The sequence below is a fragment of the Kitasatospora sp. NPDC088264 genome (genome assembly GCF_040685715.1).
GTDB lineage: Bacteria > Actinomycetota > Actinomycetes > Streptomycetales > Streptomycetaceae > Kitasatospora.
In genome coordinates this window covers 1-18,084 of record NZ_JBFBIR010000005.1, presented here as the reverse complement: position 1 = coordinate 18,084, position 18,084 = coordinate 1, and the positions used below count along the sequence as shown (strand labels likewise).

Sequence of the window (18,084 nt, the reverse complement as noted above, 5' to 3'; positions counted from 1 at the left end):
TCAGCCGCGGACAGCCCCCTCAGCCGCGCGCAGCCCCCCTCACCCCCCGCACAGGCAGGCCGCGAGCAGCTCCGCGAAGCTCACGTCCTCCCGGGCCACCCCGAACACCTCCGCCCGTAGCAGCACCCGCTCCGCCCAGGCCCGGTGCGGCCGGGCCTCGTTCATCTTGTTGGTGTACGCCGAGCGCAGGACCCCGCCGCCGTCCTGCTCCTGCCGGAGGATGTCCCGGGCGTCGCAGTACTCCTCGTGCGTGACCACCGAGAGGGCGTGCACGGCGGGGACGTGGCTGGGGTGGATGCAGGTCTTGCCGAGCAGGCCGTTGGCCCGGTCGAGCTCGACCTCCCGGATCAGCCCGTCCAGGTCGTGCTCGATGATCCGCCGGCGGACCTCCTCGCCGGAGGCCCGGGCCGTCCCGGGGGCCTCGGCGAACGGCGTGCGGCGCAGCTGCGGCTTGAACATCCGTTCCTGGACCGGGAAGTACTCCCAGACCGGACCGGTGACGGTGTACCCGGTGCCGTCCGCCCGGCCGAGCACGTTGACCACGTCGCCGATCACCGCCGAGACCAGGGCGACGTCGTACGCGGTGAGGTCGGGCGAGCGGCGCAGGCCGTACGCGGAGCACAGGTCGGTCACGCCGAGGCGGACGGCGAGCACCCGCTCCCGGTGCCCGGCGAGCAGGTCGGCGATGCCGAAGAGCTGCTGGCGCCTGGTCTCCAGGTGGGCGAGTTCGGGTGACTCCAGGACGGGCATGGCGAACAGCCGGCGCCCGGTGGCGGCCTCGGCGGCGGCCAGGGCGGCCAGGTACGCGCCGCCGGTCTCCGTGGTGAACTTCGGCAGGACGAACCCGCTCAGCAGCTCGACGGCCGGCCCGAGCCGCTCGGCCAGGTCGAGGATCTGGGAGGCGGCTCGAACTCTGATGAAGAGCAGGGGGTGGCCTTGTGTGCAGTCGGTGAAATCCCTGACCAGGTCATTCAACTGCTCGACCAGGTTCCGCTCCCCCGCGTCCACCTCGTGGTCGGCGATCGCGTCCTCCAGGCAGAGCACCATCGACACCACGCCCCGAGCAGCCTGTTTGCGGATGTCGGCGGCCAGCGCGGGCCGGGTGGCGGGGCTGTAGAGGGTGCCGCCGAGGGCGGTGGCCAGCACCGCGGCCTCGCTCCGCGCGGTGAACGGCCGGGGCGGTTCGAGGAAGAGGCGACCGCGTACGTCGTCGGCGAGGTGGCCGAAATGGCGCAAGGTGCTCTCCTCAGAGGTTTGACGGCCACCGGTCCGTTGCCGGGGCGTGCGGCGGCGCGGGACGACACCGCGATCCAGCGGTGCGACACCATGGTTAACCGGTCCACGGGGCTCCGTGGTTCCCGGACGGACGCCGGCGGGCCCCCTCCGCCCGACCCCGGCGGGCCCTTGGACCGCCCATCGTACGGACGGATTCCGGCCGTCCCCGGTTCCTCGGCACTGAACTCCCGGAACATCGCCGTCCAGATCACCGATCACCGGTCGAGCACCGGCAAACCCCCGGCAAGCGCAAGTCTTGGCAAAGTTCGACCCGGTTCCGACGGTCCCGGTCACGTTGTCCGAAGGGGTGGCGAACGGGCAGGATGGTCGGCTATGACGCACGTGATGGCCAAGGGCGCCAACATCGCACTGCCGGCTGCGGCGGTCCGCGCCGTGCTGCGCTGGAGCGCCACGCCCGGTGCGCCGGACGTGGACGCGTCCGCGCTGCTGCTCGGCGCCACCGGCAAGGTCCGTTCGGATGCCGACTTCGTCTTCTACAACCAGCCGCGACACCCCTCCGGCCTGGTGCGCCACCTGCCCAAGCAGCAGACCTCCGGCGGCGCCGAGATCATCGACACGATCGAGGTCGAACTCGCCAAGCTGCCCGCCGACGTCGACCGGGTGGTGCTGGCCGGCTCCTCCGAGGGCGGCTCCTTCCGCGCGGTGCCCGGGCTGCGCCTGCTGCTCTTCGACGCCACGGCCGGGGACGGCACGCCCGCACTCGCCGAGTTCGCGATCTCCGACGGCGAGAACGTCACCGCCCTGGTCGCGGGCGAGCTGTACCGGCGCTCCGGCGCCTGGAAGTTCCGGGCGATCGGCCAGGGCTACACCTCCGGCCTGATCGGCCTGGCCACCGACTTCGGCATTACCGTCGACGACGAGGCGGAGGCCGACGCGGCCCCGGCGGCGGCCTCGACGGCCACCCCCACCGCCGCCGTCGACCCGCGCAGCACCCCGCTGCCCGCCCCGCGCCCGACCGCCCCGCCCGAGCCCGGCACCTTCACCCTGGCCCCGGCCGTCCCGCAGCCGTCGGCCACCCCCCAGAGCCGGCCCCAGCAGCCCGCCGAGGCCGCCCCGGGCCCGGTGCCGCCCCCGCCGACCGCCCCGCCCACCGTTCCCCCGGCCGCGCCGCCGGCTCCGACCGCACCCCCGGCCCACCAGCCCGGCACCGGGTACGGCTACCCGCAGCAGCCACAGCCCCAGCAGCCGCCCGGCACCGGCTACGGCTATCCGCAGCAGCAGCCCGGTACCGGCTACGGGTACCCGCAACCCACTCCCCAGCCGTACCCGCAGCAGCAGGGCACCGGCTACGGCTACCCGCACCAGCAGCAGCCCGCCCCGCAGCAGCACCCCGGCAGCTACGGCTACCCGCACGCCGGCACCGGCCAGCAGCCGCCGGCCCAGGCCCCCGCGCAACCACCGGCCCAGGCCCCGGCCCAGCCGCCCACCGGCGAGGAGTTCGCCCTGCCGCCGCAGGGCCCGCAGTTCCAGCCCCGCTGACCGGCCTGCTCAGGGCACCACCGCCGCCCGGCTCCGACCAGACCGGGCAGGGCCGAGGCCGGACGGGGCCTAGTCGGAACCGCCCTGGCTCTTGTACCCGCGCTGCCACTGCATCCCGAACCCGTACAGCCGGTCGATGTCCGCCTGGAACCCGTTGACGTACCGCACCTCACGGCGCACCGTCAGCTGGTTGTCCCCCGCGTTCTCGATCAGCACCACCGCGCACGAGCGCGCCGCCCGGGCCCGTTCGTCCAGCTTGATCTCGATCCGCGGCCCGGTCTGCGGCACGATCGTCACCACCGCGTGGGACTGCTCGAAGGCCGGCGTGCCGTCGTAGATGTAGACGAAGATCAGCAGCCGTTTGAACTTGTCCTTCTTCTCCAGGTTGACGTACATCGTCTCGCCGGACGGCGCCCCGTACTGGTCGTCGCCGCTGAGCTTGATGTACGGCGGTTGCCGGAGGTCGCCGAAGTAGCCGCCGAGCGGCTGCACCACGCCGCTGCTCCCGTCGGACAGTTCGTACATGCACGCCAGGTCGAGGTCGACGTTGACCTGCTCGTTCTGCACCGAGTCCGGCTCCAGCGGGCGCAGGATGCGGGGGCTGAAGAGGCGCTTGGCGCGTTCCCGGGCACTCGGCCGGACGGCCCCGGAGCGGGTGGTCCAGTGCAGGTTGACGTAGAGGTAGCCGGTGGTGGCCGCGGACCCGGTGATCGCGTGCTGCGGGGTCGACTTGGTGAGTATGACCTTGTGCTGACCGCCCGGGTTGTCGAAGGTGTAGTTCCGCTCCCCGCGCAGGTACTCCCAGATCGAGACCATCCCGCCCTCTCCCCCTGCTCCCGTCAGGCGATCTGACGGTTCGCCGCTCCATGATCGGGCATCAGCCCGGCCCTCGGATACCCAAACCTTCCCCTCCCCTACCCCGTCGGGCCCCCCGGCGCTCACCGCCGGGTCGACGAGTGGAGCGGCCGGCGGGTCGATTGGCGGGAGGAAGCCCCCCTCCCGTAACATGCCGCCCCTTCGGACGCGATATCGTCTAGCCGCACAGGTGTCCCGTCCGCCCCTGCGCGGGTGCGGCGGGTACGCCGTGCGGCGACGAACGAACCGTCAGGCGCGACCCGAGTACCGGGAGCTGACCGCCTGTGTCGCTCTGTGAACCCGTCCCCTGCGGAAACCCGAGGCCCGACCCGCAATGAACCTGACCTCCATACAGCTGGTCTGGACCGTCGTCGGCGGCGCAGCCCTGCTGTTCGTCGCCGTCCTGCTGGCGACGCTGCGTTTCAAGAACACGAAGAAGGAAGAGGCCGGCGACTCCTGGGAGCGCAGCGAGGAGCGTCGGCGGCGCAAGGAGATGATCTACGGCATCTCCTCCTACACGCTGCTGTTCTGCTGCGCCGGTGTCGCCGCCGCGCTGTCCTTCCACGGCCTGGTGGGCTTCGGCAAGGAGAACCTGGGGCTGTCCGGCGGCTGGGAGTACCTCGTCCCGTTCGGCCTCGACGGCGCCGCGATGTTCTGCTCGGTGCTCGCCGTCCGCGAGGCCAGCCACGGTGACGCCGCGCTCGGCTCCCGCCTGCTGGTCTGGGTGTTCGCGATCGCCTCGGCCTGGTTCAACTGGGTGCACGCGCCGCGCGGCGTGTCGCACGACGGCGCCCCGCAGTTCTTCTCCGGCATGTCGATCTCGGCGGCGATCCTGTTCGACCGCGCGCTGAAGCAGACCCGCAAGGCCGCGCTGCGCGAGCAGGGGCTCGTGCCGCGCCCGCTGCCGCAGATCCGGATCGTCCGCTGGCTGCGCGCCCCGCGCGAGACCTACGCGGCCTGGTCGCTGATGCTGCTGGAGAACGTCCGCAGCCTGGACGAGGCGGTCGAGGAGGTGCGCGAGGAGCGCCAGGCCAAGCTGGACGCCAAGGTGCGGGCCCGCACGGCCGACCGCCGCGAGCGGGCCGAGCTGAAGGCCATCTCCCGCCAGGGCGGCATGCTCGCCCGGGCCCGCGGCGGCCGCCAGGTGCCCGCGCTCACGGCTGCCGGCGACGGCCAGACCGCTACGGAGCCTGCCCTAGCCGCCGAGTCGGACACCGCCTCCTCGCACCAGGCCGCCTCGGGCCCGCTGGAGCCGGCCGCGCTGGACGCCGGCCGCCGCCCGCGTGCCGCCGTCGGCTCGTCGTACGCGCCGTCCTCCTCGGCGTCCTCCTCGTCCTCGTCCTACTCGTCGTCCTACTCCTCGTCCTCGTCCGCCGGATCGGCCTCGGGCTCGTCCTACCGCAGCTCGACCATCGACCTGACGGCCGACGACGACACCCTGTCGATGCCCAAGCTGGACTCGCTGGAGCGCAAGCTGCGCGCGATCGAGCAGCAGCTCGGCTGAGCGGGCGCACCGCGACGCGAAACGGCCGCCCCCGGATTCCCGGAGGCGGCCGTTTCGCGTACCCGGCGGGCTATTCGCCGGTACCCGTACTCACCAGTTCCGGTTCGTCCCGCGCGGCCTCGCGCCGGTTGCGCAGGATCGACGAGCCGAGCGCCAGCCCGATGAAGGCGACGCCGATCAGGCCGGTGACGATCTCCGGGATGTGGTACTTGATCCCGACCAGCAGGATCACCGAGAGCGCGCCGATCGCGTAGTGCGCGCCGTGCTCCAGGTAGACGTAGTCGTCCAGGGTGCCCTTGCGGACCAGGAAGACGGTCAGCGAGCGGATGTACATCGCGCCGATGCCCAGGCCCAGGGTGATCTGGAAGATGTCGCTGGAGATGGCGAACGCGCCGACCACGCCGTCGAAGGAGAACGAGGCGTCCAGGACCTCCAGGTAGAGGAAGAGGAAGAACGCGGCCTTGCCGCCGACCTGGAGGATCGACTTGCCGGACTTCTCGGCCTCCTCCTCGCGCTCGGCGTCCTCCTCCAGACCCGATTCGAAGATCGAGGAGAGGCCGCCGACCACGAGATAGGTGATCAGGCCGAGGACACCGGCGAGCAGAACGGTTTCAGCGTGCTCCCCGGCGAAGAAGTTGGAGGCCAGCACCAGCACGACCAGCGCGACGACGCTGGAGAAGGCGTCCAGCTTGCCGACCTTCTCCAGCGGGCGCTCGATCCAGCCCAGCCAGTTGTGCTCCTTCTCGTCGTCGAACACGAAGTCGAGGAAGATCATGAGCAGGAAGACGCCGCCGAAGGCCGCGATGGCGGGGTTGGCCGCCTCCAGGTACTGACCGTAGGTCAGGCCGGCGTGCGTCTTGTCGGAGTGCAGCGCGAGGTCGACGACCGTCGCGGGGTTGAGCTTCGCGGTGAGGCCGACCACCAGCAGCGGGAAGACCAGCCGCATGCCGAAGACGGCGATGAGCACGCCGACGGTCAGGAAGATCTTCTGCCAGTACGGGTTCATCCGCTTCAACACCGTGGCGTTGACCACCGCGTTGTCGAACGACAGGGAGATCTCCAGGATGGAGAGGATCAGCACGATGCCGAATCCTTGGGCCCCCCAGAGCAGTCCGGCCGCGATCAGGCCTAGGACGGTGATCGCGAACGACCAGCCGAAAGTGCGGAGGAACACGGGACTTGGTTACCTTTCGGGTTTCGGGCCGTGCCGGGGGCGGCCTCGTCCCGAGACGCCCTGACCGGGCCGGGCCCGGTCAGGTCACCCCCGCACTGCCTTCTGTTCTCATGATCGTAGGTTGGGTGCGATTGTTCTGATTTTCGCCTTTTCGCCCTTACTGTACGTTTACGCCGAAATCGAGGGCGATGCCGCGCAGGCCGGAGGCGTAGCCCTGGCCCACCGCGCGGAACTTCCACTCGCCCGCGTAGCGGTACAGCTCGCCGAAGATCATCGCGGTCTCGCTGGACGCGTCCTCGGACAGGTCGTAACGGGCGATCTCCTCGCCGTCGAGGGAGTTGGCGACCCGGATGTAGGCGTTGCGGACCTGCCCGAAGTTCTGCAGCCGCGCCTCGGCGTCGTAGATCGACACCGCGAACACCACCTTGTCCGCCTGCGCCGGAACCAGCTCCAGGTTGACCAGGACCACCTCGTCGTCGCCGTCGTCCTCGCCGCCGGTGAGATTGTCACCGGTGTGCTCGACCGAGCCCTCGGGGCTCTTGAGGTTGTTGTAGAAGACGAAGTACTCGTCACCGAGCACCCGGCCGCCACCACAGATCAGGGCGCTCGCATCGAGGTCGAACGGTGCGCCCGTGGTCGAACGGGCGGACCAGCCGAGGCCGATCTGGACCTGCGTCAGGTTCGGCGCGGCCTTGGTGAGCGAGACGTTCCCGCCCTTGGCGAGCGTGACCACCATGACTGTTCTTCCTCCCTTGCCTTCTCCCGGGGCGCGCCTACAAGGTGTAGTCCCCCACGGCCCGGGCCGGCCCCGTTTGGCCGGCTGAACTTCCTGAACTCACATCCTCGCAGCGCACGGAGCCGACACGAAGCCGGGGCGGCCCCGGACCTCTGGAGGTCCGGGGCCGCCCCGTAGAAGGCTCCCGCGCCGGGCGACCGGCCGTCGTCCGCCGCCGCCCCGCGCCGTCCGGTGTCGTCCGGTCAGACGTTGACGCCGAAGTCCTGGGCGATGCCGCGCAGGCCGGAGGCGTAGCCCTGGCCGATGGCCCGGAACTTCCACTCCGCGCCGTTGCGGTACAGCTCGCCGAAGACCATCGCGGTCTCGGTGGAGGCGTCCTCGGAGAGGTCGTAGCGGGCCAGCTCCGTGTTGTCGGCCTGGTTCACCACGCGGATGAACGCGTTGCGGACCTGGCCGAAGTTCTGCCCGCGGTTCTCGGCGTCGTAGATCGAGACCGGGAAGACGATCTTCTGCACGTCCGCCGGGACGCCGGCCAGGTTGACCTTGATCGCCTCGTCGTCGCCCTCGCCCTCGCCGGTGCGGTTGTCACCGGTGTGCTCGACGGAGCCGTCCGCGCTCTTCAGGTTGTTGAAGAAGACGAAGTTCCCGTCCGAGGCGACCTTGCCCTGCTCGTTGCAGAGCAGCGCGCTGGCGTCCAGGTCGAAGTCCGTCCCGGTGGTGGTCCGGACGTCCCAGCCCAGGCCGACGACCACGGCCGAAAGCCCCGGGGCCTCCTTGGTGAGCGAGACATTGCCGCCCTTGCTCAGGCTGACACCCACTTGTCCTCCAAGAATCGGGAGGCACGCCCTGGTGCCCCCGTGGTGCGGTTCGAGGCGCCGGCCGGCGAGCGGCTCACGTGCCCCACCCGGCCAACGGACCGAGCGTAGTGCGCGGTTCCCGTCCGGACGTGCGAACGGGCCCGGCGCGGCTGTTCGAAGTTCGCGGGGCCGGGCCCGCGGCCACCGCCACGGGCCTCCACGCGGGGCCTCAGAGGGCGCCGAGGGCCTTCAGGTACTCCTGCTCGTCCCGGGCGTCCGGGAGGTCGTTGACGACGCTCCAGCGCACCGTGCCCGCCGTGTCGATCACGAAGGTGCCGCGCACGGGGCAGCCCTTCCGCTCGTCGAGGACGCCGTAGGCGCGGGCGACCTCGCCGTGCGGCCAGAAGTCGGCCAGCAGCGGGAACTCCAGGCCCTCCCGCTCGGCGAAGACGCGCTGGGTGAACTGCGAGTCGCAGGAGACGCCGAGCACCTGGACCCGGTCGTTCTGCAACTGCGCCAGCTCCCGCTGGATGGCGCCGAGCTCGCCGGTGCAGACGCCGGTGAAGGAGAACGGGTAGAAGACCAGGACGACGTTCCGCTCGCCCCGGAAGTCGGAGAGGCGGACCGCTTCGCCGTGCTGGTTGTTGAGCTCGAAGTCCGGAGCCTCGGTGCCGACCTCGATGGCCATGGACGTGACCTTTCTGACGCGACCGCGCCGCGCGGGCGGCGCGGCCAGCGCCATCCTCGCATCCGTTCGGGCACGTTCCGCCGAATGGATGAGGGCGGCACCCGCGCGCTCCACCGCTTTCGCCCTGGGCGAACGCGTTTCCGGGCCGGCCCCGGGGCGGACGCGACCCCGGGCGACCACGCTCCGTGACGACGAGGGCGACGCCGCCCCCGGTTCCGGACCCGGAAAACGATCGGGCCCCGCCGGAGGGATCCTCCGGCGGGGCCCGGTGCGGGGCCTCAGAGCCCGCTCAGCGCTTGCCGGCCGGCTTGGCCGTGGACTTGGTGGCGAGCCGGGTGGCCGCCCAGTCCTTGGCGACCGCGATCGAGCTGGTCTGGGAGAGACCGGCGGTGCGGGCCGCGTCCGCGATGTCGGACGCCTCGATGTGGCCGTCGCGCCCGGTCTTGGGCGTCAGCAGCCAGATCAGACCGCCTTCGGCCAGGTACTCCAGGGCGTCGACGAGGGAGTCGGTGAGGTCCCCGTCGTCGTCGCGGTGCCACAGCAGGACGGCGTCGGCGACGTCGTCGTAGTCCTCGTCGACGAGATCCGTCCCGGTGAGCTCCTCGATGCCTTCGCGGAGATCCTGGTCAGTGTCGTCGTCGTACCCCAGCTCCTGGATGATCTGGCCCTCTTCGAAGCCGAGACGGGTCGCCGGGTTGGACTTGTCCGCGGGGTCCGCGGTCGCGCTCACGGGAATAACCTCCAGTATTCGGCCCGGCGTCCATGCCGAGGCTGTGGCCGTAGTCCACACGGGCGCGGCGGTTCGCGCAAGTACCCGCCCCCCGATCCCCCCCAAAGGTTGACGTGCCACAGCGGGGACACGCCGTTCGATGTGTCGGGAATCACACCGATTTGCCCTTCTCTGCATGAGACAAGGATGCTTCGGGTGGTCCCGGCCCACAGGGCGTACGGATGCCCGAGATACGAACGGCATTCGGGTCCGCGCGTGCGCGGGCGTAGAGTCTCCTGTTGGCCCTCACCCCGGCCGCCCGCCATCGGGCGGACGGGACACCAGGTCGGACCACCTCTGTACGTAGCACCCGGGGGTGTGCGGGGCGGGCGAAGTCGCCCGGACCCGCGCACCGCCAGACCGTCCCGCCCACCAGGCGGAACGGTTACCGATCGGTAGAGATGACGGATCTCCGAGCGCGGTAGCACGATGGAGGCGGCGCGACACACCTCAGTTTCGACCGACAGTGAAGGAACAGCGTGGCTTCCGGATCCGATCGCAACCCGATCATCATTGGCGGCCTTCCGAGTCAGGTCCCGGACTTCGATCCCGAGGAGACCGCGGAATGGCTGGAGTCGCTTGACGCGGCCATCGACGAGCGGGGGCGCGAGCGCGCCCGCTACCTGATGCTCCGCCTGATCGAGCGCGCCCGCGAGAAGCGTGTCGCCGTGCCCGAGATGCGCAGCACGGACTACGTCAACACCATCGCGACCAAGGACGAGCCGTTCTTCCCCGGCAACGAGGAGATCGAGCGAAAGATCCTCAACGCGACCCGCTGGAACGCGGCCGTGATGGTCTCCCGGGCACAGCGCCCGGGCATCGGCGTGGGCGGGCACATCGCCACCTTCGCCTCCTCCGCGTCGCTGTACGACGTCGGCTTCAACTACTTCTTCCGCGGCAAGGACGCCGAGGGCGAGTCCGGCGACCAGATCTTCTTCCAGGGCCACGCCTCCCCCGGCATCTACGCCCGCGCGTTCCTGCTGGACCGACTGTCCGAGCAGCAGCTCGACGCGTTCCGCCAGGAGAAGTCGAAGGCCCCGTACGGCCTCTCCAGCTACCCGCACCCGCGGCTGATGCCGGACTTCTGGGAGTTCCCGACCGTGTCCATGGGCCTCGGCCCGCTCGGCGCGATCTACCAGGCCCGGATGAACCGCTACCTGGAGCACCGCGGGATCAAGGACACCTCCGACTCGCACGTCTACGCCTTCCTCGGCGACGGCGAGATGGACGAGCCGGAGTCGCTGGGCCAGCTGTCGCTGGCCTCGCGCGAGGGCCTCGACAACCTGACCTTCGTGGTCAACTGCAACCTGCAGCGCCTGGACGGCCCGGTCCGCGGCAACGGCAAGATCATCCAGGAGCTGGAGTCCCAGTTCCGGGGCGCCGGCTGGAACGTGATCAAGCTGGTCTGGGACCGCAGCTGGGACCCGCTGCTCGCGCAGGACCGCGACGGCGTCCTGGTCAACAAGCTGAACACCACGGTGGACGGCCAGTTCCAGACCTACGCCACCGAGACCGGTCAGTACATCCGCGAGCACTTCTTCGGCAGCGACCTGCGCCTGCGCAAGATGGTCGAGAGCATGACCGACCAGCAGGTCCAGCACCTGGGTCGCGGCGGCCACGACCACAAGAAGATCTACGCGGCGTTCAAGGCGGCCCGCGAGCACAAGGGCCAGCCGACGGTCATCCTCGCCCAGACGGTCAAGGGCTGGACGCTCGGCCCCAACTTCGAAGGCCGCAACGCCACCCACCAGATGAAGAAGCTGACGGTCGAGGACCTGAAGCGCTTCCGCGACCGGCTGCACCTGCCGATCACCGACAAGCAGCTGGACGAGGGCTACCCGCCCTACTACCACCCGGGCCGCGACTCGGAAGAGATCCAGTACATGCACGACCGCCGCAGCGAGCTGGGCGGCTACGTGCCGACCCGCAAGGTGCGCCCGCGTCAGCTGGAACTGCCCGGCGACGACGCGTACAAGGCGGTCAAGAAGGGCTCCGGCAACCAGACCATCGCCACCACCATGGCGTTCGTCCGGGTGCTCAAGGACCTCATGCGGGACAAGGGCATCGGCAACCGCTTCGTGCCGATCGCACCCGACGAGTACCGCACCTTCGGCATGGACTCGCTCTTCCCGTCGGCGAAGATCTACAACCCGCTCGGCCAGACCTACGAGTCGGTCGACCGCGACCTGCTGCTGGCCTACAAGGAGTCGCCGACCGGCCAGATGCTGCACGACGGCATCTCCGAGGCCGGCTGCACCGCCTCGCTGATCGCCGCCGGCTCCTCCTACGCCACCCACGGCGAGCCGCTGATCCCGGTGTACGTCTTCTACTCGATGTTCGGGTTCCAGCGCACCGGCGACCAGTTCTGGCAGATGGCCGACCAACTGGCCCGCGGCTTCGTCATCGGCGCCACCGCCGGCCGCACCACGCTGACCGGCGAGGGCCTCCAGCACGCCGACGGCCACTCGCAGCTGCTGGCCTCGACCAACCCCGGCGTCGTCGCGTACGACCCGGCGTACGGCTTCGAGATCGCGCACATCGTCCAGGACGGTCTGCGGCGGATGTACGGCACCAGTGCCGAGCACCCGCACGGCGAGGACGTGTTCTACTACATGACCGTCTACAACGAGCCGATCAAGATGCCGGCCGAGCCCGAGAACGTGGACGTCGAGGGCATCCTCAAGGGTCTGCACAAGTACGCGCCGGGCACCGCCGGCCAGATCCCGGCCCAGATCCTCGCCTCCGGCGTGGCCGTGCCGTGGGCCCTGGAGGCCCAGCGCATCCTCGCCGAGGAGTGGAACGTCAAGGCCGACGTCTGGTCCGCGACCTCCTGGAACGAGCTGCGCCGCGACGCGGTGGAGGCCGAGGAGTTCAACCTGCTGCACCCCGAGGAGCAGCAGCGCGTGCCGTACGTCACCCAGAAGCTCCAGGGTGCCGAGGGCCCGGTCGTCGCCGTGTCCGACTGGATGCGCGCGGTGCCGGACCAGATCTCCCGCTGGGTGCCCGGTCAGTACCAGTCGCTGGGCGCCGACGGGTTCGGCTTCGCCGACACCCGCGGTGCGGCGCGTCGCTTCTTCCACATCGACGCGCAGTCGGTCGTCCTGGCGGTGCTCACCGAGCTCGCCAAGCAGGGCAAGGTCGACCGCAGCGCGCTGAAGGACGCGATCGACCGCTACCAGCTGCTCGACGTGGCCGCGGCCGACCCGGGCGCCGCCGGCGGCGACGCCTGATCACCCGCTAGACCCTGAAGGGCCGGGCCTCCGACCACGGAGGTCCGGCCCTTCGGCGTTCCCGGGTGCACCCGAGCGGGTCCCGCTGGTCCCACCGGCCCGCGGCGGCGGATGAGGGCACGCAGCGGCCCCGGACTCCATCGAGTCCGGGGCCGCTGGTCGTCGGCCGTTGGCCGTCGGCCGCGCGGGATCAGATGTGGACGGCCGGGCCCGCGTCGACGGTGCCCCGGCGGGTGAGCAGGCCGAGCACGGCGGCGCCGAAGGCCACCACGGCGGCGACCGCGAAGGCGAGCGACATGCCGCTGACGAAGGAGTCGTGCACGGCGCCGGCCATCGCGTCCACCGCCTGCTGCGGGGTGCCGGCCGGGGCCGGCGGGGCGATGCCGAGCTGCGCGGCCTGCTTGAGGCCCTCGGCCTCGGCGCCCTGGACCGGCGGCAGGCCGGCCCTGGCCCAGTTGCCCGGCAGCACGTCGGTGACCTTGGCCGCCATCAGCGCGCCGAGCACCGCGGTGCCGAGGCTGCCGCCGACCTGCATCGCGGCCTGCTGGAGGCCACCGGCCACACCGGACAGCTCCAGCGGGGCGTTGCCGACGATCACCTCGGTGGCGCCGACCATGACCGGGCTGATGCCGAGGCCCATCAGGACGAACCAGAGCGACATCACGCCGGTGCCGGAGCCCGCGTCCAGGGTGGACATGCCGAACATCGCGGTGGTGGTGATCAGCATGCCGGCCACGATCGGGATCCGCGGGCCGAGCTTGCCGATCGCGATGCCCGCCACCGGCGAACCGATGATCATCATGCCGGTCATCGGCAGCAGGTGGACACCGGCCGACACCGGCGACATCCCGTGCACGTTCTGCAGGTAGAAGGTCACGAAGAAGATCGCGCCGAAGAACGCGAAGGCCATCAGCACCATCAGCAGGGTGCCCGCCGACAGCGGCACCGAACGGAACAGGCTGAGCGGGATCAGCGGCTCCTTCGCCCGGGCCTGCCAGAACGCGAAGAGCACCATCAGGACCACCGCGCCGCCCAGGAACAGCAGCGTGCGGGCGTCGCCCCAGCCCCACTCGGGGGCCTTGATGATGCCGAAGACCAGCGCGAACATCGCCACCGAGAGCAGCGCGATCCCGGGCAGGTCGAAGGACTTGGCGGCCTTCTCGGCCCGCACGTCCTTGAGGATCCACAGGCCGAGGCCGAGCGCGATCAGGCCGACCGGGATGTTGATGAAGAAGACCGACTCCCAGTTGACGTGCTCGACCAGCAGGCCGCCGACGATCGGGCCGGCCGCGGTCGAGGCGCCGATCACACCGCCCCAGATGCCGATCGCCATGTTGAGCTTCTCGGCCGGGAAGGCGCCGCGCAGCAGGCCGAGCGCGGCCGGCTGGAGCAGCGCGCCGAACAGGCCCTGGAGCACCCGGAAGGCGATCACGGTCTGGATGTTGCCGGCGAAGCCGATCGCGGCCGAGGTGGCGGCGAAGCCGACGGCGCCGACCAGGAAGGTGTTCTTGTGGCCGAACCGGTCGCCGATCTTGCCGGCCGTGATCAGGAAGACCGCCAGGGCCAGCAGGTAGCCGCTGGTCACCCACTGGATCTCGGAGGGCGCGGCCTTCAGGTCCGCCTGGATGACGGGGTTGGCGATGGCGACGATCGTGCCGTCCAGGGCGACCATCATCACGCCGACCGCGACGGTCAGCAGGGTCAGCCAGGGGTGCCCCTTGAGCCCTCCCCCGCCCGGTGGCGTGCGCTGCGGCGGGACGTCCGCCTTGGCGTTCTTGACGACGGACTGGCTCATCTGGGGCCCTCCGGGGGCGTGGCAGAGAACGGAACGTGGGCGTGGCGCCGCGACCCACCCGTCCCCACGAGTGCCCGGTCGGCGAGCGCCACTTCCGGCAGATTATGTCAGCCACTGACATTCGGCAAACACTGACTTCTGACTCTGGCTGACATTTGTCAGAGCGCTAAGGTTGTGCTCCTCACCCCGCCCGCACGCGCTCGGAAGGCCCCGCCATGGCCGCTCGCACCCCCACCCCCACCGCCGCCCCGGGCACCCCCGAACGGCTGCCAGGGCTGCGCGAGCGCAAGAAGCAGCAGACCAGGGACGCCCTCGTCCAGGCCGCCCACGTGCTCTTCCTCGGCCAGGGCTTCGCCCGCACCACCGTCGACGAGATCGCCTCCGCCGTCGAGGTCTCCCAGCGCACCTTCTTCCGCTACTTCGCCAACAAGGACGAGGTCGCGCTCGCCGTGATGGCCGACGCCGAGGACTACTTCATCGAGTGCCTGTGCCGCCGCCCGGCCCACGAGTCCCCGCTCCAGGCCCTGCGCGCCGCGATCGTCCAGTCCTGGCGCGAACTCGGCGCCGAACACCGCAGCGGCCCCCGCTCGATCACCACCGCCCTCGAACTGATGCGGATGATCGAGGAGACCCCCACCCTGCTCGCCACCCACCTGCGCCGGGTCACCGAGCAGGAACGGGTGGTCGTCCGGGTGCTCGCCGAGCGCGAGGGCCTCGACCCGGCCGAGGACCTGCGCCCCACCGTGCTCGCCGCCGTCTTCGGCAGCGTGCTGCGCGCCGCCCACCTGTCCTGGACCCCCGACCAGGAGCCCGCCGGGCCCGAGGGCATGGTCGCCGTCATCGAGCGCCACTTCGACCAGCTCGGCCCGGCCCTGGCCGGCCACTGGCGCACCGGCCCGCAGTAGTACCGGCCACGCGGTAGTACCGGCCCGCGGTAGTACCGCGGGCACCACTCCCGGCCCCGGAACCGTGCCGGGAGCAGTAGTACCCGGGTAGCACCCCCTACTCCGGTAGCACTCCGATGTTCGACCCCAGTGCGACGACGGGCGGACGGCACCCTCTTAGGCTGGCCCGCGATGAAGACGATCACCACGACCGAAGTCCGCGCGCAGGCCCTCCGGCTGCTCCGCTCGCTCCGGCACCACCTCACCACCCCGACCGGCGGGTACGCCCCGCTGCTCGGGGACTCGCCCCGCGCCTGGCTGCGCCGGCTTCCGTACGTCGTCGCGCTGATCATGCAGGCCTCGCTGATCCCCACCGGGATCGTCGCGCTGGTCGACTTCTACGGCGTCGCCGTGCCCATCGCCGGCGCGCTCACCGTCGCCCAGACCGCACCGCTGCTGCTCGCCATCACCCGGCCGCTGGCCGCCTGGTGGATCAGCGCGGCCACCCTCGTCACCACGGCCTCCATCACCGCCCGGCACCACCAGTTCGGCGGCACCTGGCCGTGGACGGCGCCGATGGTCCTGGCGTACGTCTTCCTGCTGATCGCGCTCGCGCTGCGGGAGAGCCGGGCCACCCTGATCGCGGTCTGGATCGCGACGATCCTGCTCACCCTCCTCACCACCACGCTCGGCTTCCCGCACGCCGACGACGGCACCACCATGCTGCTGGTCGCCCTCGGCGGCGCCGCCCTGCTGCTCGGCTGGGCCGTCCAGGACCGCACCGAGGCCCGCCGGCTGCTCGCCGAACAGGAGCACATCAGCGAGGCCGAACGCGAGCGGCGCACCCTGCTGGAGGAGCGCGCCCGGATCGCGAGGGAACTGCACGACGTGGTCGCCCACCACATGTCGGTGATCGCCGTGCAGGCGGCCAGCGCGCCGTACCGGATCACCGGCGTACCGGCCGCGGCCACCGAGGAGTTCACCGCCATCGCCGGCACCGCCCGCGAGTCGCTGACCGAGATGCGCCGGCTGCTGGGCGTGCTGCGCAGCGAGGAGTCCGCCGCCGAGAAGGTGCCGCAGCCCGGGATCGAGCAGCTGCCGCAGCTGATCGAGACGGTGGGGCGGGCCGGGGTCCCGGCCGAGCTGACGGTGGATCCGGGGCTGGCCGAGGCGGTGCCGAAGGCCGTCGGCCTGTCCGCGTACCGGATCGTGCAGGAGGCGCTGGCCAACGTGGTGCGCCACGCGCCCGGTTCGCGGGCCCGGATATCCCTGGTCGACGAGGGCGCCACCCTGCTGCTGACCGTGGTGAACACGCCCCCGCCCCAGCACACCGAGTCGCTGGAGGCCTCTATGGAGGGCACCGGACAGGGACTGATCGGAATGCGGGAACGCGCCCGGCTGGTCGGTGGCAGGCTGGAGACCGGCCCGATGCCGGACGGCGGCTACAAGGTCGCCGCCGTCCTGCCCCTCGAAACCCCCCGGGAGAAGCCCGCATGACCATCCGCGTGATCATCGTCGACGACCAGGCCATGGTGCGGGCCGGCTTCGCCGCCCTGCTCAACGCCCAGAGCGACATCGACGTGGTGGGGGACGCGGCGGACGGCGCGCAGGCCCTGGAGGTGAGCGGCCGCACCCACCCGGACCTGGTGCTGATGGACGTCCGCATGCCCGTCATGGACGGTCTGGAGGCCGCCCGCCGACTGCTCGACCCCGCCGTCCCCGGCGCGCACCGGCCCAAGGTGATGATGCTGACCACCTTCGACGTGGACGACTACGTGTACGAGGCGCTGCGCGCCGGGGCCAGCGGCTTCCTGCTCAAGGACGCCCCGCCGGCCGACCTGATCTCCGCGGTCCGGGTGGTCTCGGCCGGCGAGGCGCTGCTCGCCCCCTCGGTGACCCGCCGGCTGATCGAGGACTTCGCCCGCAACCGGCCGGCCCGGCGGCGGGACCCCAAACTGCGGCTCAACGGCCTCACCCCGCGCGAGACCGAGGTGCTGGAGCTGATCGCCCGCGGCCTGTCCAACCAGGAGATAGCCGGCCGGCTGGTCCTGGCCGAGCAGACCGTCAAGACCCACATCGGGCGCATCCTCGCCAAGCTCGACCTGCGCGACCGCGCCCAGGCCGTCGTCCTCGCCTACGAGTCCGGCCTCGTGACGCCGGGCCAGTGACGCCCGCCGGGCCGGTGGTCCCGGCCACCGCCCCCCGGGCGGCACCCCCGTGGTACCCCGAGCGATACCCCGAGTAGTACCCCGGTAGCACCCGGGAGTTGGCCCCGCGGTGTGACGTCCGCGGGGCCGTCGCATTTCTACCTTCCTTTCCGTCGAAGTCGAACGGACGAGGGAGGGGCCGGACATGGGGAAGTTTCGGGTCAAGAGAGCCATCGCGGCCAGTACGGTGATGCTGGCCGCGGTGCTCGGTCTCGGCGGCTTCTCCACGGATGCCCAACAGGCCGTCACCGGCCCGCCGCCGGGCAGCGCCGCCTGGGTGGCCGACACCGCGCTCGGCGTCCACCCGCCCGACCCGGCCACCGCCACCCCGGCCGAAGTCGCCGCTTTCTTCGCCGAGTTGACGCCCGCCCAGCAGGACGCGCTGGCCGTCCGGCACCCACTGGTGGTCGGCAACCTGGACGGCGCCCCGGTCCAACTCCGGTACCGGGCCAACACGCTGGCCCTCACCGCGGAGCTCGGCCGCGAACTCGCCCGAGCCACCGACCCGGCGCTCACCCCGCAGGACCACGAGCAGGCCCGCACCCGCGCCGAGCGCTACCGCGCCCTGCTGGACGGCGACCGCCGGATCCTCGTCTTCGACCCGCGCGGCCGCGGGGGGGGGGGCGGGGGGGGGGGGGGCCGCCCCCCCCCCCCCCGCCCCGCCCCCCGC

The 18,084-nt window shown here is 71.4% G+C and carries 14 protein-coding genes and 1 pseudogene; 7 read left to right on the top strand and 8 right to left on the bottom strand.

Features of this window, described 5'->3' with window-relative positions:
- Positions 1-39: 39 nt before the first annotated feature.
- Complete coding sequence (locus AB0O82_RS06210) at positions 40-1,236, bottom strand: HpcH/HpaI aldolase/citrate lyase family protein (protein WP_363580705.1); 1,197 nt, start codon at positions 1,234-1,236, stop codon at positions 40-42.
- 372 nt (positions 1,237-1,608) lie between these two features.
- Between AB0O82_RS06210 and AB0O82_RS06205 the strand changes: the two genes are divergently transcribed.
- Complete coding sequence (locus tag AB0O82_RS06205; RefSeq protein ID WP_363580703.1) at positions 1,609-2,775, top strand: TerD family protein; 1,167 nt, start codon at positions 1,609-1,611, stop codon at positions 2,773-2,775.
- Positions 2,776-2,844: 69 nt separating this feature from the next.
- Here the strand turns inward: AB0O82_RS06205 and AB0O82_RS06200 are convergent, their stop codons facing one another.
- Positions 2,845-3,591, bottom strand: a complete 747-nt coding sequence (locus AB0O82_RS06200; protein WP_350878113.1) for a Tellurium resistance — start codon at positions 3,589-3,591, stop codon at positions 2,845-2,847.
- Positions 3,592-3,964: 373 nt separating this feature from the next.
- Here AB0O82_RS06200 and AB0O82_RS06195 point away from each other — a divergent pair, with 373 nt between their 5' ends.
- Positions 3,965-5,134, top strand: a complete 1,170-nt coding sequence (locus AB0O82_RS06195; RefSeq protein WP_363580701.1) for a DUF2637 domain-containing protein — start codon at positions 3,965-3,967, stop codon at positions 5,132-5,134.
- Between the two features lie 70 nt (positions 5,135-5,204).
- Here the strand turns inward: AB0O82_RS06195 and AB0O82_RS06190 are convergent, their stop codons facing one another.
- From AB0O82_RS06190 to AB0O82_RS06170, 5 genes are all read right to left on the bottom strand, one after another.
- On the bottom strand, positions 5,205-6,308 hold the full coding sequence (locus AB0O82_RS06190) for a DUF475 domain-containing protein (protein ID WP_363580699.1): 1,104 nt from the start codon (positions 6,306-6,308) through the stop codon (positions 5,205-5,207).
- A 157-nt stretch (positions 6,309-6,465) separates the two neighbouring features.
- Positions 6,466-7,044: a TerD family protein gene (locus AB0O82_RS06185; protein WP_363580697.1), complete on the bottom strand. Its 579-nt coding sequence runs from the start codon at positions 7,042-7,044 to the stop codon at positions 6,466-6,468.
- Positions 7,045-7,286: 242 nt separating this feature from the next.
- Positions 7,287-7,862, bottom strand: coding sequence for a TerD family protein (locus tag AB0O82_RS06180; RefSeq protein WP_363580696.1), 576 nt, complete (start codon positions 7,860-7,862; stop codon positions 7,287-7,289).
- A gap of 208 nt (positions 7,863-8,070) precedes the next feature.
- Positions 8,071-8,529, bottom strand: coding sequence for a peroxiredoxin (locus AB0O82_RS06175; RefSeq protein WP_363580694.1), 459 nt, complete (start codon positions 8,527-8,529; stop codon positions 8,071-8,073).
- Between the two features lie 289 nt (positions 8,530-8,818).
- Positions 8,819-9,259 (bottom strand): DUF3052 domain-containing protein, encoded by a 441-nt coding sequence (locus AB0O82_RS06170; RefSeq protein WP_363580692.1) that lies wholly within the window; start codon positions 9,257-9,259, stop codon positions 8,819-8,821.
- A gap of 518 nt (positions 9,260-9,777) precedes the next feature.
- On the opposite strand from AB0O82_RS06170, the gene aceE reads away from it, so the two are divergent.
- Positions 9,778-12,528 carry a pyruvate dehydrogenase (acetyl-transferring), homodimeric type gene (aceE, locus tag AB0O82_RS06165; RefSeq protein WP_363580690.1) on the top strand — a complete coding sequence of 917 codons (2,751 nt, stop codon included), beginning with the start codon at positions 9,778-9,780 and terminating at the stop codon, positions 12,526-12,528.
- A gap of 190 nt (positions 12,529-12,718) precedes the next feature.
- Here the strand turns inward: aceE and AB0O82_RS06160 are convergent, their stop codons facing one another.
- Positions 12,719-14,323: an MFS transporter gene (locus AB0O82_RS06160; RefSeq protein WP_363580688.1), complete on the bottom strand. Its 1,605-nt coding sequence runs from the start codon at positions 14,321-14,323 to the stop codon at positions 12,719-12,721.
- A 215-nt stretch (positions 14,324-14,538) separates the two neighbouring features.
- Here AB0O82_RS06160 and AB0O82_RS06155 point away from each other — a divergent pair, with 215 nt between their 5' ends.
- The 4 genes and pseudogenes from AB0O82_RS06155 to AB0O82_RS06140 form a co-directional block, all read left to right on the top strand.
- Positions 14,539-15,228, top strand: a complete 690-nt coding sequence (locus tag AB0O82_RS06155) for a TetR family transcriptional regulator (RefSeq protein WP_363580686.1) — start codon at positions 14,539-14,541, stop codon at positions 15,226-15,228.
- Between the two features lie 171 nt (positions 15,229-15,399).
- On the top strand, positions 15,400-16,704 hold the full coding sequence (locus AB0O82_RS06150) for a sensor histidine kinase (RefSeq protein WP_363580684.1): 1,305 nt from the start codon (positions 15,400-15,402) through the stop codon (positions 16,702-16,704).
- Positions 16,701-17,375: a response regulator transcription factor gene (locus AB0O82_RS06145; RefSeq protein WP_063347446.1), complete on the top strand. Its 675-nt coding sequence runs from the start codon at positions 16,701-16,703 to the stop codon at positions 17,373-17,375. Before AB0O82_RS06150 ends, AB0O82_RS06145 begins: the two co-directional genes overlap by 4 nt.
- 184 nt (positions 17,376-17,559) lie before the next feature.
- Positions 17,560-18,084: pseudogene (locus AB0O82_RS06140) on the top strand (hypothetical protein); the annotation flags it as partial.